The organism is Microbulbifer sp. THAF38, from assembly GCF_009363535.1.
Lineage (GTDB): Bacteria > Pseudomonadota > Gammaproteobacteria > Pseudomonadales > Cellvibrionaceae > Microbulbifer.
In genome coordinates this window covers 3,536,921-3,551,764 of record NZ_CP045369.1, presented here as the reverse complement: position 1 = coordinate 3,551,764, position 14,844 = coordinate 3,536,921, and the positions used below count along the sequence as shown (strand labels likewise).

The 14,844-nt window shown below is 58.3% G+C and carries 13 protein-coding genes and 1 tRNA gene; 4 read left to right on the top strand and 10 right to left on the bottom strand.

The features are described from left to right. Window positions 1-167: 167 nt before the first annotated feature. The 7 genes from pth to FIU95_RS15330 form a co-directional block, all read right to left on the bottom strand. On the bottom strand, window positions 168-764 hold the full coding sequence (gene pth / locus FIU95_RS15360; protein ID WP_152454600.1) for an aminoacyl-tRNA hydrolase: 597 nt from the start codon (window positions 762-764) through the stop codon (window positions 168-170). A gap of 5 nt (window positions 765-769) precedes the next feature. Beyond that, the gene (locus tag FIU95_RS15355) at window positions 770-1,393 is read right to left on the bottom strand and encodes a 50S ribosomal protein L25/general stress protein Ctc (protein ID WP_152454599.1); all 624 of its coding nucleotides are present in this window, start codon (window positions 1,391-1,393) and stop codon (window positions 770-772) included. A gap of 204 nt (window positions 1,394-1,597) precedes the next feature. Further along, the gene (locus FIU95_RS15350; RefSeq protein WP_152456412.1) at window positions 1,598-2,527 is read right to left on the bottom strand and encodes a ribose-phosphate pyrophosphokinase; all 930 of its coding nucleotides are present in this window, start codon (window positions 2,525-2,527) and stop codon (window positions 1,598-1,600) included. 360 nt (window positions 2,528-2,887) lie between these two features. Then, window positions 2,888-2,962, bottom strand: a tRNA-Gln gene (locus FIU95_RS15345). A gap of 10 nt (window positions 2,963-2,972) precedes the next feature. Continuing rightward, complete coding sequence (gene ispE / locus FIU95_RS15340) at window positions 2,973-3,875, bottom strand: 4-(cytidine 5'-diphospho)-2-C-methyl-D-erythritol kinase (protein ID WP_152454598.1); 903 nt, start codon at window positions 3,873-3,875, stop codon at window positions 2,973-2,975. 64 nt (window positions 3,876-3,939) lie between these two features. Next, entirely contained in the window at window positions 3,940-4,578 is a 639-nt protein-coding gene (gene lolB / locus FIU95_RS15335) for a lipoprotein insertase outer membrane protein LolB (RefSeq protein WP_152454597.1), read from the bottom strand. After that, window positions 4,562-6,379: a tetratricopeptide repeat protein gene (locus FIU95_RS15330; protein WP_152454596.1), complete on the bottom strand. Its 1,818-nt coding sequence runs from the start codon at window positions 6,377-6,379 to the stop codon at window positions 4,562-4,564. The genes lolB and FIU95_RS15330 overlap by 17 nt, the downstream gene beginning before the upstream one ends. A 234-nt stretch (window positions 6,380-6,613) precedes the next feature. On the opposite strand from FIU95_RS15330, the gene hemA reads away from it, so the two are divergent. The 4 genes from hemA (at window position 6,614) to FIU95_RS15310 (ending at window position 10,809) form a co-directional block, all read left to right on the top strand. Beyond that, complete coding sequence (gene hemA / locus FIU95_RS15325; protein ID WP_152454595.1) at window positions 6,614-7,891, top strand: glutamyl-tRNA reductase; 1,278 nt, start codon at window positions 6,614-6,616, stop codon at window positions 7,889-7,891. After that, window positions 7,888-8,970, top strand: coding sequence for a peptide chain release factor 1 (prfA, locus tag FIU95_RS15320; protein ID WP_152454594.1), 1,083 nt, complete (start codon window positions 7,888-7,890; stop codon window positions 8,968-8,970). Before hemA ends, prfA begins: the two co-directional genes overlap by 4 nt. Before the next feature lie 38 nt (window positions 8,971-9,008). Further along, complete coding sequence (gene prmC / locus FIU95_RS15315; RefSeq protein ID WP_152454593.1) at window positions 9,009-9,839, top strand: peptide chain release factor N(5)-glutamine methyltransferase; 831 nt, start codon at window positions 9,009-9,011, stop codon at window positions 9,837-9,839. A 64-nt stretch (window positions 9,840-9,903) separates the two neighbouring features. Further along, on the top strand, window positions 9,904-10,809 hold the full coding sequence (locus FIU95_RS15310; RefSeq protein ID WP_152454592.1) for a cation diffusion facilitator family transporter: 906 nt from the start codon (window positions 9,904-9,906) through the stop codon (window positions 10,807-10,809). Between the two features lie 4 nt (window positions 10,810-10,813). Here FIU95_RS15310 and FIU95_RS15305 read toward each other — a convergent pair whose 3' ends face one another. The 3 genes from FIU95_RS15305 to FIU95_RS15295 all read right to left on the bottom strand — a co-directional run bounded on the left by FIU95_RS15305 (window position 10,814) and on the right by FIU95_RS15295 (window position 14,726). Beyond that, the gene (locus FIU95_RS15305) at window positions 10,814-12,337 is read right to left on the bottom strand and encodes a succinylglutamate desuccinylase/aspartoacylase family protein (RefSeq protein WP_152454591.1); all 1,524 of its coding nucleotides are present in this window, start codon (window positions 12,335-12,337) and stop codon (window positions 10,814-10,816) included. An 86-nt stretch (window positions 12,338-12,423) separates the two neighbouring features. Then, on the bottom strand, window positions 12,424-13,815 hold the full coding sequence (locus FIU95_RS15300) for an MATE family efflux transporter (RefSeq protein WP_253868672.1): 1,392 nt from the start codon (window positions 13,813-13,815) through the stop codon (window positions 12,424-12,426). 215 nt (window positions 13,816-14,030) lie between these two features. Further along, window positions 14,031-14,726, bottom strand: a complete 696-nt coding sequence (locus tag FIU95_RS15295) for an alpha/beta fold hydrolase (RefSeq protein WP_256366426.1) — start codon at window positions 14,724-14,726, stop codon at window positions 14,031-14,033. Window positions 14,727-14,844 lie beyond the last annotated feature (118 nt).

Below are 14,844 nucleotides of genomic sequence, written 5' to 3'. Positions count from 1 at the left end.
GCTCTGCTAATTGCGTTAGAAGTCCGGTAGTGATTGCGCTGGCGGGAGTCTGGGCGGGCTGGTTAGCGCGGCCTCCGAATGATCCGGGCCAGCCGGGAAAATACCGGCAATTTGGCGCAGCACACTATCGAGATTTCCGGGACAAAAGGCAAGCCGCCCGGGGGGATCTATTTGGCGGTGTGCAGCGTTTTCATGGCTGCGCCCCAGTCGCCGTTGGCGGCGGTGGGCAGCACGTCGATCGCGCGATCGATGGCGTCAGCCAGAGTTTCCTGTTCCGCCCTGGGGGCGCGCTGGAGGACAAAGCGCGCCACTTCGCTGGCGCTTCCGGGGTGGCCGATGCCGAGTCGCAGGCGCATAAAATCCCGGTTGTTGCCCAGTGCGGCAATAATGTCCCGCAAGCCGTTGTGTCCGCCGTGACCGCCGCCAGCTTTCAGGCGCGCGATACCGGGGGCCAGATCCAGCTCGTCATGAGCGACCAGTATGGCTTCCGGGGAAATTTTGAAGAAGTTCGCCAGCGGGCCTACAGCCTGGCCACTGCGATTCATATAGGTGGTGGGAATCAGCAGCCGGACTTCCCGGTTGCCGATCCGCACACGGCCGGTGAGGCCGTGGTATTTGCTGTCGGAGCTGAGCTGAGTGCCGTGGCGGCGTGCCAGCTCGACAACAAAGTCGGCACCGGCGTTATGTCTTGTCCGGTCGTATTCCGGCCCGGGGTTGCCCAGGCCGACAATCAACTGGATCGGAGTATCCGGTGCCGCAGCCAAGGTGATTACTCTTCGCCTTCGCCAGCTTCTTCGGCTTCAGCTTCAACAGCGCCGCGAGGCTTGTGAATAGAAGCTACAACCAGGTTGTGGTCTTCGCCGTGGCTCAGATCCGCAGACTCAACACCTTCCGGCAGTTTCAGGTCGGAGATGTGCAGGATGCCATCCAGCTCCAGGTCCGCCAGGTCCACTTCGATGAACTCGGGCAGTTTGCCGGCAGGAGCATTGACTTCCAGCTCGGTCAGGGTGTGAGAAACGATGCCGCCGGCCTTAACGCCTTTGCAGGTGTCTTCGTTGAGGAAGTGCAGAGGCACTTTCACGTGTACTTTGGTGCTGGCGGAAACGCGCTGGAAGTCAATGTGCAGCAGCAGTTGCTTGGCAGGGTGACGTTGCAGATCGCGCAGAATAACTTTCTCTTCTTTGCCGTCGACGTCGATGGTCAGCATGGAGGAGAAGAAAGCTTCGTTTTCCAGGGCCTTGAACAGGTCCTTTTGCAGCAGGGATACGGATTGCGGCTCAACTTCGCCACCGTAAACGATGCCGGGTACACGGCCTTCCAGGCGACGCAGGCGGCGGCTCGCACCTTTCCCTTCATCGCTGCGGGCAATGGCGTTCAGTTTGATATCAGACATGGGTAAAACCTCGGGTTGTCTGTCCAGAGAGACCTGCGACCGGACCGCTCTGGTGTTTATGTAAATTGGGCGTTTGCCCAAAAGTAATTGCCCGGCTAGGCCGGGCGGGCGCGTATTCTACGGGAATCGGGCCCAAACGCAAAGTGCCCCGGCGATGCGGGGCACTTTAACTATTTGCCGACTGGAGACCCCTGGTGGGCGCTCTTAGCGGAACATCGCGGAGAGGGATTCCTCGTTGCTGATGCGGCGCATGGATTCAGCCAGCATGGCAGCCAGAGTCAGCTGGCGAATTTTCGGGGCTTTTTCCATCTTGTCACCCAGCGGGATAGAGTCGGTAACGACCAGCTCGTCCAGAACAGAATTGTTCAGGTTGCTGATGGCGTTGCCGGATAGTACCGGGTGGGTACAGTAGGCCACGACTTTTTCTGCACCGTGTTCTTTCAGGGCGTTGGCGGCGTTGCACAGGGTGCCGGCGGTGTCGACCATGTCATCGACCAGCAGGCAGGTGCGGCCGCTGACTTCACCGATGATGTTCATCACTTCGGCAACGTTGGCGGCGGGGCGGCGTTTGTCGATGATGGCCAGGTCGCAGTCGAGGCTCTTGGCCACGGCGCGGGCGCGTACAACACCGCCGATGTCTGGGGATACCACAACCATGTTCTGGTACTTCTGACGCTCAATATCGTCGAGCAGTACGGAGGAACCGTAAACGTTATCCACAGGGACATCGAAGAAGCCCTGAATCTGCTCGGCGTGCAGATCGACGGTCAGTACGCGGTCGATGCCCACGCTCACCATCATATCGGCAACTACTTTTGCAGAAATCGGCACTCGCTGGGAGCGCACGCGGCGGTCCTGACGGGCGTAGCCGAAGTAGGGTACCACTGCGGTAACGCGACCGGCGGATGCACGGCGCAGGGCGTCTACCAACAGGATCAACTCCATCAGGTTGCGATTGGTGGGCTGGCAGGTGGACTGCACCACGAAAACATCGCGGCCGCGCACGTTATCGGTAATTTCAACAGCGATCTCGCCATCGGAGAAGCGCTTGACCGTAGCTTCGCCCAAGGGGATCGCCATATGGTCGACAACCTTTTGTGCCAGTTCCGGGTTTGCGTTGCCGGTAAAGACCATTAAGTCAGCCACTGCGAGTTCCTTTAATTCTGTCTTGAAGTGAGTTGAAGTGTAGATGCCGGCATTATTTGCTAGCAGTTAGGATGCGATAGCACCACTTTTTATAGGGGGCGATAGTACGGGTAGCAAAGCGGGTAAATGTGCTGGCCGTCCCGGATCACCCAGGTGGTTGCTTTGATGTTCGGAGAGCCTCCGGGTCGCCGGCAGGGGTTTGCGCGCAAAGCTGCCTTCGACATTGTTTCTTTGAATTCGGGGATAGGCTTTTTGCAGCCCGCTACGGGTGGCCTTGGCCGGTTGGATCAGTGTCGACTGGAACATGTCGGAACCGGGTTTTTGCTGGTGCCACTGCGTAAAAGAAAATGGCTGGGGCGGAAGGATTCGAACCTTCGCATGACGGGATCAAAACCCGCTGCCTTACCGCTTGGCTACGCCCCAGCATCTTTCCTCAATCGCTTGAGGTTAATTTCGCGAGTCGCTGGTGTACCGGTGAAACCTGTACGCCGGCTGCAACAAAACCCTGCCATTTTCGCGGTAGTCTGGCAAGTGCCGTTTGGGCTGCTTGCTCAGTTTCGAAGGCGGCGAAAACACAGCCTCCGGTGCCGGTGAGCTGTGCTGGAGCAAATTGCTGCAGCCACTCTCGGGCATCGCGAACTTCAGGGTAGAGACTCTCAACGAGTGCCTGGCAGTCGTTACCGGAAAAAGCTTCCAGTTTTTTGCTGCTGAGTGGCTTTTCATTGAGCTGCCCCTCGCGAAGGGCCGCTAATGTAATTGCGACGGAATCTCTTGTCAAACGGGAATCGGAAAAAATTTTTGCAGTGCTCACTTGGCAGCCGGGAGCTACGACTAAATAGTGGCGTTTTTCTGTGCAAAGTGGTGTGAGTTTTTCCCCGACCCCCTCGGCCCAGGCGGTACGCCCGCGCACAAACACCGGTATATCCGCACCGAGTTGTCGGCCCAGCTCGGCGAGGCTTTCGATCGATAAATGACATTGCCAAAGATAATTAAGGCCGAGCAGTGTAGTGGCAGCATCGCTACTGCCGCCGCCAATACCACCGCCGTGTGGCAGTTTTTTATTCAGGCGGATATGGACACCGGGAAGAGCGACATCTTGCTTCTGTATATTTTTACGAAGCAGCTGGGCTGCGCGGTAAACCAGGTTGTCCTGTTCGGGAACGTCTAGAGTTCCCGCGTCGACGCTAATAACCCCATCGTCCCGCAGGGAGAATACAAGGCTGTCGCCGTAATCGAGTATTTGGAAAAGGGTCTGCAGTTCGTGGTAGCCATCGGGGCGACGGCCGAGTATACGTAGGATTAGGTTGAGTTTGGCGGGCGCGGGTAAAGTCAGCATGCGGGATGAGTGGGCCGGTTAATTCTGGTGGCACCATAATACCCGCATGCTAGGAGTTGGGCATTTAAAAACCCCACTCCTTGATCACCAGGGTCACCTGTACCGGTCCGGCGACACCGTTGGTTTGGGCTTTAATGCGAGTGGGAAGGAGGTAGGGACCGTTTTGGCGGTAATCGCTAAAGCGCAGCGACCAGCCGGATTGCTGCAGGCTCTGAAGCTCACCCCGGCCGTTATGTTTTTCTGCGCCTCTGGGGCCGGGCGCGGGAAGGCCGCGCACCCAGTAGAACATTTCCTTGGCGGGCAGGGGCCAACCCAGAGTCTGTTGGGTGAGTTGGGCAGCGTCGCGGGCCACCACAGGGGCTTCATTGCCGCGCACCAGGCTGACACCTCCGGCGGAACCGGATATCACCGTAGTACCGGCACCGAGAGGGCCGCTCAGGTGAATACGAAAATTTTGCGGGCCGCTCTGCTGCCAGGTCAGGTTGGCACTGCCGTTATCAGCGGGAGAGCGCACACCTAGCTTGCCTTTAATACTCCATTGCTTGAGTTGGGCAACCGATGTGGGCGCTGCAGTTTCGCCGGGGCTTTCCGCCGCAGCGGGTTCCTTGGTTTTCTGACCGGCACAGGCGGAGATCAACAGGGTGAGGGCTGTTACCAGTAAAAAAGAAAACTTACGGTTGGCGGCGTCAGTTGTCAGATGCATGTTGTTCCAGTGTTTCTTTGATTTGCAGACGTTTCATCGCTGCCGGGATGATCTTGCTCTCGGGGTTGGCGGTCAACCCGTCTTTCCAGACTTTGAGCGCAGCATCTCGATCCCCTAGAACCCAGAGTACTTCTCCCAAGTGGGCGGAGATTTCGTGATCCGGCAGTTTCTCCAGAGCCCGGCGCAAATATTTTTCCGCGGCGCGATAATTTCCCAGACGGTACTGCACCCAGCCCATGCTGTCGATGATGGCCGGGTCCTCGGGCTCCAGTTCCAGGGCCCGGCTGATTAACTGCAGGGCCTCCGGGCGACGGGATTCATCATCGATCAACTTGTAGCCCAGTGCGTTTAAAACCGTGGCGTTGTCTGGATCGCGTTCCAGCAGCTTGCGCAAGTCCCGCTCAAACTCCGCGCTATTGCCGAGCTGGTCGTTGAGCAGGGCGCGGGTATAAATCAAGCGACCGCTGTTGCTCAGAGTGGCTACAGCTTGATCAGCCAGTTGCAGCGCCATCTGTGGTTCGCCACTCTTGCGCAGCAATTCGACCTCCATCAGGAAAAAATGTTCTGCCTGTACGGGGTGTCGCTCGCGCAACTCGGCAAACCATTGGCTGTTTTCGTGGTGTTTCCCACTGGCCGCGAGCAATTTGGTGCCCGTGGTGATGGCCTCTACATAATCAGCTCCGGGCTCCACTTGCTTGAGATGCGCGGCGGCGGTGTCGTTGTCGCCCTGTTTCTCCGCGAGCCCACCGAGGTAAAAGTGTGCCGCCGATTCGTGCTGCTCCAGTTCTAGTAGCCGGTCGAGTAAAGGTTTGGCTTCAGCGAGCTGGTTGGTTTCATAGTGGATCAGCGCCAGGGATAAGATCAGGTTACCGTCTTCTGGGCGCTGCTTGACCAACTCGGCGAATTGCTGGCGCGCGAGGGCCAGATCTTCGCGGATGAGTAGGCGCGCGTATTGCAAACGTAAACGGGTTTCTTCCGGGTAAATTTTGACTAAATTTTCCAGCAGCTGGATAGCTTCTTTGCGTCTACCCAAGTCCACCAGTAAGTGACTCTGCAGCAGTGGGGCATCCAGCTGGTCTGGGTGTTGCTCCTGAACACGGCGGACCAGAGAGAGGGCCCGCCGGTACTGTTTGGCATCGCGCAGCACCATGGCGTGGGCCATGACCACTTCATCGTCGTAGGGGTAAATCTCGGAGAGCCGAGCGAATTCTGCACGGAGCTGATCGTCCAGTTGTTCGTGGCCGATGGCGGTGGCGGCGAGGGATTGCATCGGTGCTTTACCGCCGAGAGCCAGTGCCTTCTCCGCGTGTTTCAGGGCCTCTAAAAATTCCCCTGCTAGGGTGAGCTCTGCAGTTAGTGCCAGCTGGGCATCGGCATTATCCGGCTCCAGTTCGGCCCATAGCTGCGCTGAGCGCAGAGCGGCCTGGCGAGCATTGAGAAAACGTGCAATGCGGGTCGCACGGGCTGCAACTCCGGCATCTTTGGTGACCTCAGCCTGGTGGTAGTAGTTGGCTAGGGCTACGTCGTACTGTTCGCGGATACCGGCGACTTCGGCTACCAGTAGTGTGTAAAAGGTATCTATGGGAAAGCTGCGGGCTTCGCTCTCTTCCGCGGCGACAGTCGTCTGCTCATCGCTGCGCTGTTCCTGTGTTTGGGGTTGGCGTTGGGACTCTTCGCTAGTTGCCGGTTGAGACGGTGCTTGAGCACAGGCACCCAGCAGGTAGGCGAGTGACAGGCAGAATGCACAGAGCGATGGGGCTTTGGTTCTACATTGGGTGTGCGGGTGGCGGGATGGGAGCATAGATCGTATCCATACATGGCTGCTGCGGAGAAGCGGTGTAAGAGTGGCGCGTTTTAAACGTTTATCGCCATATAATTCTAGCCGTGAATCCGCTCCTGGAGTGCGGGCCCTGGGCCGGTTGCACAAATCAGCGCACAATTAAACCGTATCACCAGCTTGCAAGCGAAGCGACAGCCCGTGAAAATGCGCCCCCAATGCGGATGACGCGCCTCTAGATTTAGCCGACGGAATTCTATGCCAATTGTTACCCTGGGGATCAACCACGACAGTGCGCCTATCGAGGTGCGCGAACGGGTCGCTTTTGCGCCCGAGGTGATGCCCGGTGCCCTGGGGGATGCGCGCAAGGCGCTCGATTGCCGGGAGCTCGCCATTCTCTCCACCTGCAACCGTACCGAGATCTATGGGAATGTGGAAGCGGAGCCGCTGCTGCAGTGGCTGGCGCAATACCATCAGGTGCCACTGGAGCAGCTGCGGGGTTGCAGCTATATCCACACCGGAGAGGAGGCGGTGCGCCATATGATGCGTGTGGCCTGCGGTCTCGATTCACTGGTCCTCGGGGAGCCGCAGATTCTCGGTCAGTTCAAGTCAGCCTACGCAGTGGCGCGGGAGTGTGGCAGTGTCGGCAGCGAGTTACACCGGGTCTTCCAGCGGGTGTTTACCATAGCGAAAAAGGTGCGCACCGAGACGGCAATCGGTGAAAACCCGGTTTCTGTCGCCTATGCGGCGGTGTCCCTGGCCTCGCGTATTTTTACTGACCTGAAGAAACAGACCGCACTGTTGATCGGTGCCGGTGAGACGGTGGAGTTGGTGGCGCGTCACCTGTTGGACCAGGGCATCAAGCAGTTGATTGTGGCCAACCGCACTCTGAGCCGCGCACAGTTACTGGCGGAAAACTTTGGCGCTGAGGCAATACTGTTGGCAGATATTCCCGAGCACCTGGCTCGTGCCGATATCGTGATCAGTTCCACCGCCAGCCAGTTGCCGATTTTGGGCAAGGGCGCGGTGGAGTCCGCCCTGCGCAAGCGCCGCCACAGCCCCATGTTTATGGTGGATATCGCGGTGCCGCGGGATATCGAAACCGAGGTCGGTGAACTCGACGATGTCTACCTGTACAGCGTTGACGATCTGCGCGGTGTGATCGATGAAGGAATGCGCTCCCGTGAGCGCGCCGCCGAGGCCGCCGGGGAGATCGTAGATAGCGCTGCGGCGGAATTTACCAAAGAGGGACGTGCCCTCGGAGCGGTGGACACGATCCGCAGCTACCGCCAGCGCGCCCAACAAATCAGTGGGACCGAGCTTGAGCGAGTCCTGTTACAGCTCGATAAGGGCGAAGATCCCAGGCGCTTGATGGAGCAGCTGGCCCGCTCACTGACCAATAAATTGATTCATGCTCCCACGATTAGCCTGAGAAAAGCGACTGCGGATGGCGACCTGGAGCGGCTGCGTATTGCCCGCGAAGTGGTGGGGCTCGACGACCTCGCCGATACCGAATTAGAGAAAAAACAGAAATGAAAGAATCCCTACTGAACAAGCTGGAGAATCTGCAGGAGCGCCACGAAGAGGTGTCTGCACTGCTCGGTGATGCCAGTGTGATCTCCGATCAGGACCAGTTCCGCGAGCTGTCGCGGGAGTACTCAGAGCTGGAAGAGGTGGTCAAGTGCTACGGCCGCTACAAGCAGCTGCAGGAGGATATGGCGGCGGCGCGGGAAATGCTCGGCGAGAGCGACCCGGAAATGCGCGAAATGGCCCAAGAGGAGTTGCGCGAGGCCGAGGTTCAGGTTGAACCCATGGAGCGCGAGCTGCAGACCCTACTGCTGCCCCGCGACCCCAATGATCGCAAGAACGTCTTCCTGGAAATTCGCGCCGGTACCGGCGGCGATGAAGCGGCGATTTTTTCTGGCGATCTGTTTCGCATGTACTCCCGCTATGCGGAAAAACAGGGCTGGCGCATCGAGATAGTCAGTGAGAATGCTGGGGAACACGGTGGTTACAAAGAGATTATCACTCGTGTGGCCGGTGAGGATGTCTACGCCAAACTGAAATTTGAATCCGGTGCACACCGTGTGCAGCGGGTGCCGGAAACCGAGTCCCAGGGACGTATTCACACTTCCGCCTGTACCGTAGCGGTGATGCCGGAGCCAGACGAGCGCGACGCGATCGAGATCAATAAGGCCGATCTGCGCGTGGATACCTACCGCGCCTCTGGTGCAGGCGGTCAGCACGTTAACAAAACCGACTCCGCCGTGCGCCTGACCCACCTCCCTAGTGGCATCGTCGTGGAGTGTCAGGATGAACGCTCCCAGCACAAGAACAAAGCCAAGGCGATGGCGCTGCTGCAGGCCAAACTTTCCAGTGAACAGGAAGCAGCCGCAGCACGGGAAATTTCTGACGCGCGCCGCAGCCTGGTGGGCAGCGGCGATCGCTCCGAGCGTATTCGTACCTACAACTATCCCCAGGGCCGGGTGACCGACCATCGTATTGGACTGACCTTGTACAAGCTCGATGAAGTGATGCAGGGTGCCCTGGAAGAGGTGATTGAGCCGCTGCGTACCGAACACCAGGCGGATCAGCTGGCGGCGATGGGACAATAGTTGACGTTTTGTTTGCCGCTATTGGGTAGCACTTTCCTATGAGCAGTGTGAAGGACAATCTTTCCCGCAGTATTGAACTCACCGATAGCGAGTCGGCGCGTCTCGATATAGAGGTGCTGCTCGCGCATATTCTCGGTCGCGAGCGCACTTGGCTCTATACCTGGCCGGAATACGAGCTGAGCCCGAGTGAGCAGGAGGAATTGGATACTCTGCTGGCGCGACGCAAAAATGGTGAGCCGGTGGCCCACCTGACTGGCGTGCGGGAATTTTGGTCGCTCACTTTGAAGGTTGATGCCTCCACATTAATTCCCCGGCCGGATACGGAGTTGTTGGTGGAGACCGCCCTGGAACTCTGCCCTCAAGAGAAATTGCGCGCACTCGATTTGGGCACTGGCACCGGTGCCATAGCCCTGGCGCTGGCCTCGGAAAAGCCCGGTTGGCAGATTGTCGCCGCGGAGAAATCCCCGGCCGCTCTGGCACTCGCTGAGGAAAACCGCAAACGGCTCGGCTTTGCCAATGTTCAGGTTCTTGAAAGCGATTGGTTCACACGGTTGCCGCCCCGGCAATTTGGCCTGATCGTCAGCAACCCCCCTTATATCGATGCGGCCGATCCACATTTGGCCCAGGGTGATGTGCGCTTTGAGCCGCACTCTGCGCTGGTTGCTCCGCATCAGGGACTGGCGGATATAGAGAGGATCGCCAGAGACGCTGCAGACTTTCTGCAAGGCGGTGGCTGGTTGCTGGTGGAACACGGTTGGCAGCAGGCCGAGTCTGTACGGGAAATTTTTAGCGCCGCGGGTTACTGCGCGGTAGAGAGCCGCAAAGATTATTCCGGCTGGGAGCGTATTACTCTGGGCCGTAAAAACTAAGCGCTTCTACGGGTAAGCGCTGCAAAAAATTGCGTATCCCGAGGGATTGATAGGGAGGGAATCTATGCACGATCACGTCCACCACCGCACGGGCAACGGCGCCTTGCGTCCGTTAGTGATTGCCCTGGTCCTCACATTGGGATTTTCCTTTGTGGAGGCCATTGGCGGCTGGTTATCCGGCTCCCTGGCGCTTCTCAGTGATGCCGGGCATATGCTCACTGACTCTTTCGCCCTGGCACTCGGCGCTGTGGCGGCAGTATTGGCCAAAAAACCGGCGGACCGGGAATTGTCATTCGGTTGGGGCCGCGCCGAGGTGCTGGCGGCGGTAACCAATGGCCTGATTATGTTGTTGATTGTGGCGGGGATTGCCTTTGCGGCGATTGATCGCTTGCGCAATCCCCAGCCGGTACATGGCAGTACGGTGATGGTGATTGCCTTTATCGGGTTGCTGATCAATATCCTTGCGGCCTGGGTGCTCTACCGGGGTGAGCGCACACTCAATATTCGCGGCGCTCTCCTGCATGTGATGGGGGATATGTTGGGCTCTGTGGCGGCGTTGATTTCTGGTGCGGTGATTTATTTTACCGGTTGGGTGCCGATTGACCCGTTGTTGTCCCTGCTGATCTGCCTGCTGATTTTGCTCTCTTGCGTGCGCCTGCTGCGCGACTCGGTGGATGTGCTGATGGAGCGTGTGCCGCGGGAATTGAGCCTGCCAGTGGTGGGTGAGACCCTGGCAGCTGTGGTCGGTGTGCGCTCAGTGCACGACCTGCATATCTGGCGCCTGGATTCCAGCACCATCTCCCTGTCGGCGCATATTGTGGTGGATGATCTAACCGCCTGGCCGGCGGTGCTGGAGCGCTTACGGGAGACTTTAATCAAACGCTTTGATATTGATCACATCACCCTGCAGCCGGAGCCTCTCGTACAGCCCCAGCCCAGGATTATCGACAAGGTAAGTAATCCACAGTAGAGGGTTAATCCTCATCACCCCTTAATTCGGCGGTGCCATCGCTAGCTTCGCTCGCAGCATTCGTTGCCTGGGGCTGGGGTTTTTGCACCGGTGGTTCTTCTGCGACCACCTCCTCCGGAGGGCTGATTTGCTCCTGCGGAGCCTGGATGCCGATGTGGTAAGCGGCGAAGCCCGGTTGTACCACCTGATCCAGCGCCATGCCGAGGATACGGCCGTTGTGCTGCGAGCGGATTTCCGTGCGCACATTGGTGATGGGGTTAGTTACGGTGCCCAGAAGATCTCCTTTGCGCACAAATTCTCCCAACTCTACCTCGCTGAAAATAATGCCGCCGGTAGAGGAGCGCTGCCAGGTGGAGTTGTAGTACACGGGCTCCGGGTCTCCCCAAAGGCGGAATTTATTCACCATGCCCAGCTGGTTGAGCAGTGTGCGAATCCCTTTCACGCTGTGGCTGACCGAGCGCTCGTCCAGCACCATGGGGGCGCCGGCTTCCAGGGTTACGGTGGGGATGCCCGCCTCCACAGCAGCGCGGCGCAGGGTGCCTTTGGCCCCGGCGCTGTGCAACACCACCGTGGAGCCGAAGCCCTTGGTCATTTTCACGATTCTCGGGTTGGTCAGATCACCGCGTAATTGCGGCAGGTTAGTGCGATAAAAAGAGCCGGTGTGCAGGTCAACCACGGCGTTGCAGTGGCTGATAATCTCGTGGAAAAAAGAATTGGCGATCCGTGAAGCGGAGGAGCCGTTGGGGTCCCCGGGGAAGTGCCGGTTCAGGTCGCGGCGATCGGTGAGGTAGCGGGAGCTGCGATGGAAACCCTGCAGGTTGACGATGGGTACGCCAATCACAGCGCCGCTCAACTGCTCAGCATCCAGGTTGTACATGACCCTGCGCACCGTCTCCACGCCATTTAATTCATCCCCATGAACGGCGGCGGTCAGACAGAGTACCGGACCAGGATTGGCGCCGTTGACAACTAATACGGCGGTGGGACTGTAGACGCCCTCAAAGTGCTGGCTGGGGGACCAGGCCAGGCGGGTGGAGGTTGCCGGGGCAACTTCGGCACCGAGCAGGCGCAGGGGCTTGGCCTTTTCCACTTCCAGGGAAACATTGCCGGCTGGGGGGGCTTCTGGCGGAGTTGCCGGTTTTTCCGCGGGTTTGGCTTGCGCCTCTTGGTTTGTGGAGCCTTTTGGAGCCCCTTCGAACTCGCCGATGGGCTGGTCTAACTGCAGGTTTTCCGCTTGGGGCAGGGACTCCTGCGAGGGCTCTTCCGCACTTGCCTGTGGATTTTCATTTTGCTCTGCGACGCCGGTGGGTGGGCCCAGTTCGGTGATTACCGGTTGGTCCAGCTTCAAGTTTTCCGCCTTGGAGACTGCTTCCGCCCGGTTTTCTCCCTGTACTTTTTCCTGCACCTTTTCTTGGGGTTTTTCTTGCGCGCCGCTGGAGTCACTCAGGGCCCAGGTCTGGGCTGAGGTCAATAGCAGGGCGAGGCTCAACAGGCGCCGAGGCCTGTTGGGAATAGGGCGCGGGATCATTCGGTAACTCCGGTTAACAACATGTGCGGGCAGCGCCGGTTATTGTTGTTGCCCGGCACGCTTGGGGACTTGGAGCGCCAGTATAGTCAAAGTGTTCCCTGGGAATGTGATCTAGCCCCTAGTCCCCAGGTTTTGGCGATCGCCTTGCGGCTAGTGCGGCGCAGGCGCAGCGCCAAAAGGATTGAGGCGGTGCCCAGGCCGATACAGACGCCGGTCCAGTAGCCATAGACCCCCCAGAAGTTTTCGCCCAGCCAATAGGCACTGGAGAGCCCTACCAGCCAGTAAGAGAACAACTGGATATACATGGGCACGCGGGTGTCCTTGTAACCCCGCAACGCGCCCCAGGCCATGGCCTGGGCTGCGTCCACCAGCTGGTAGGCGGCGCAGAGCAGCAGTAGGTTAGAAGCGACTGCGATAATTTCCGCGTTGTTGGTATAGGCCTGGACAAACAGGTGGCGAAAGGTGATCAGCAATACCCCGGTACCGAGCGCATATACCACACCGCTGCCAATTCCCACTTTGCCGGCAAACAGCGCTCTCTTTGGGCGGTTCTGCCCGAGCAGGTGTGCCGTACGAATACTTAAAGCCTGTGCCAGTGCCAGCGCGACCAGGTAAAAAATTGAGCCGATACTCATACCAATCTGGTGAGCCGCCACAATGGCTGCGCCATAGGGGGCGAGTAGAATTGTCAGGCTGGCAAAAAATGTCACCTCACTGGCGGCGCCGACACACACTGGCAGCCCGACTGCCAAAAGGTGCCTCAAGATAGGCCAATCGGGCTTGGGTGGTATCAGTTTAAGCTTGAGCTGGTGATAGGCCGGATCTGTCGCGGCGTGCCAGAACAAGGCGATGGCGATCAGAGTACTGACCGCAGCGGTTGCCCAGCCGCAGCCGGCACCTCCCATGGCGGGTATGGGGCCGGCACCAAAGACAAAAAGAATATCCAACGGAATATTAAGTAGGGCGGCGGCCAGGTAAATACGCATGACCGGGCGAACCTGTCCCATGCCCTCACAATAGCCGCGCAGGGCGGTTCCCAGGGCGAAGGGCAGAGTGCCCACCGTGAGCGCCAGGATATAACCCTGTAATACCTGCCGGACTGGCTCTTCAGTGTCGATCCACTGACTCCACACCGGAACGGCGAGTAGGGCGAATAGTACTAATATGCCGCCAACCAAGCCAATCCAAAGCGCCTGGTGTAGCTGGGCGGCGCAGCCCTCTTCATCGCGGCCGCCGCGCAGGTGGGCGACAACCGGGGAAACCGCGGCGAGTAGACCGATAAGGGTAACCGCGCACACAGCCCAGATGCTGGAGCCCAATGCCAGTCCGGCCAGGTTCACCTCTCCAGCGTTGCCGGCGACAATCGTGTCCACAACGCCCATGCTTACCACGGCCAGGTTACTGACAACCAGGGGGCCTCCCAATGTGGTGAGGTGCGAGAGTTCGGTGGAGATAGCGCGTCGGTAAATCTTAAGCAAGGGAAAAACCAGATTTATTAAGGCGGAGCCTGTCGATGATTTTGGTATATCAGCCAAGTTCAGCCGGGATTGGGCAGAAAAAAACAATTGGGCAGTCAGTTGTGCCAAATGACCTTTAAAGCAGGGTGAGGAGCTGTAAGGGGCTATACAGCACGGATATTCCGCCGCAAAAAAGGCAGATTATTCTACGGCCAATTCGCGTTTTCTCCCAGCCGCTACTGAGAAATATCCTCTAATAATCTGGCAATTTTGTGCGGTGTGAGAAAGATACATCCATGACTAGCGTCAATTTCCCGGTAGTGCCACCCCGGAATTTTTTGTGCGCGCTCCCCGCTCTTATTTGCTGGGGGATAGTGGGGTTTGGTGCAGCGAATATAGGTGCAGGCCGGCCCCAGCTCAGGGGGCAATTTCATTTGGATGGGGTCCAAATAGGTCTTCACCGGGTGCGGGGTCATATGACGACGCAGCCAATTTAATATTTCCTGGTCCCTAATTCCCAACTGGGCTGGGTCCATGGGTAAAAAGCAGCGGGTACCACAAATCTCTTTGGCCTCTGCCAGGCGTTTCTCTCGGATATTTTCTGGCAATTGTTCTATAAACGCATGGCCGGGATTGGGGATGGCTCCATCCAGGTAAACGAGATGGCGAATACGTTCGGGGAGCGTGTCAGCGGTGCCCGCGGCCGCCATGCCACCAAAACTGTGCCCCACTAAAATCACCTGGTCTAGTTCCTCGAACTCGATCACATTCACCAGGTCCTGGATAAAGGTATCCATACCAATCGAGGGTGAAAGTAAGTGATGCCTCTCCCCAAGGCCTGTCTGGGTGGGGGTGAACACTCGATGTCCGCCAGCAATCAGCAGCCTAGCCACGGGGGCCCAGCACCATCCCCCGAGAAATAAGCCATGCACCAATAGGTAGGTGTTCACTTTGTACTGACCCCATCTCGCCACCTGCAAGAACAAGCTTAGTCAGGGGCAGTGTAAGAGATGCCTGGGTCGCTCGACTAAAGTGAACACATACACTGAA

Bases quoted from the DNA above. Each gene is read 5' to 3' on its own strand.
- FIU95_RS15310 (WP_152454592.1), top strand. From the start codon at position 9,904: ATGCACGATCACGTCCACCACCGCACGGGCAACGGCGCCTTGCGTCCG.
- FIU95_RS15355 (WP_152454599.1), bottom strand. From the start codon at position 1,393: ATGTCTGATATCAAACTGAACGCCATTGCCCGCAGCGATGAAGGGAAA.
- prmC (WP_152454593.1), top strand. From the start codon at position 9,009: ATGAGCAGTGTGAAGGACAATCTTTCCCGCAGTATTGAACTCACCGAT.
- hemA (WP_152454595.1), top strand. From the start codon at position 6,614: ATGCCAATTGTTACCCTGGGGATCAACCACGACAGTGCGCCTATCGAG.
- FIU95_RS15330 (WP_152454596.1), bottom strand. From the start codon at position 6,379: ATGCTCCCATCCCGCCACCCGCACACCCAATGTAGAACCAAAGCCCCA.
- lolB (WP_152454597.1), bottom strand. From the start codon at position 4,578: ATGCATCTGACAACTGACGCCGCCAACCGTAAGTTTTCTTTTTTACTG.
- FIU95_RS15305 (WP_152454591.1), bottom strand. From the start codon at position 12,337: ATGATCCCGCGCCCTATTCCCAACAGGCCTCGGCGCCTGTTGAGCCTC.
- FIU95_RS15350 (WP_152456412.1), bottom strand. From the start codon at position 2,527: ATGGTCTTTACCGGCAACGCAAACCCGGAACTGGCACAAAAGGTTGTC.
- ispE (WP_152454598.1), bottom strand. From the start codon at position 3,875: ATGCTGACTTTACCCGCGCCCGCCAAACTCAACCTAATCCTACGTATA.
- prfA (WP_152454594.1), top strand. From the start codon at position 7,888: ATGAAAGAATCCCTACTGAACAAGCTGGAGAATCTGCAGGAGCGCCAC.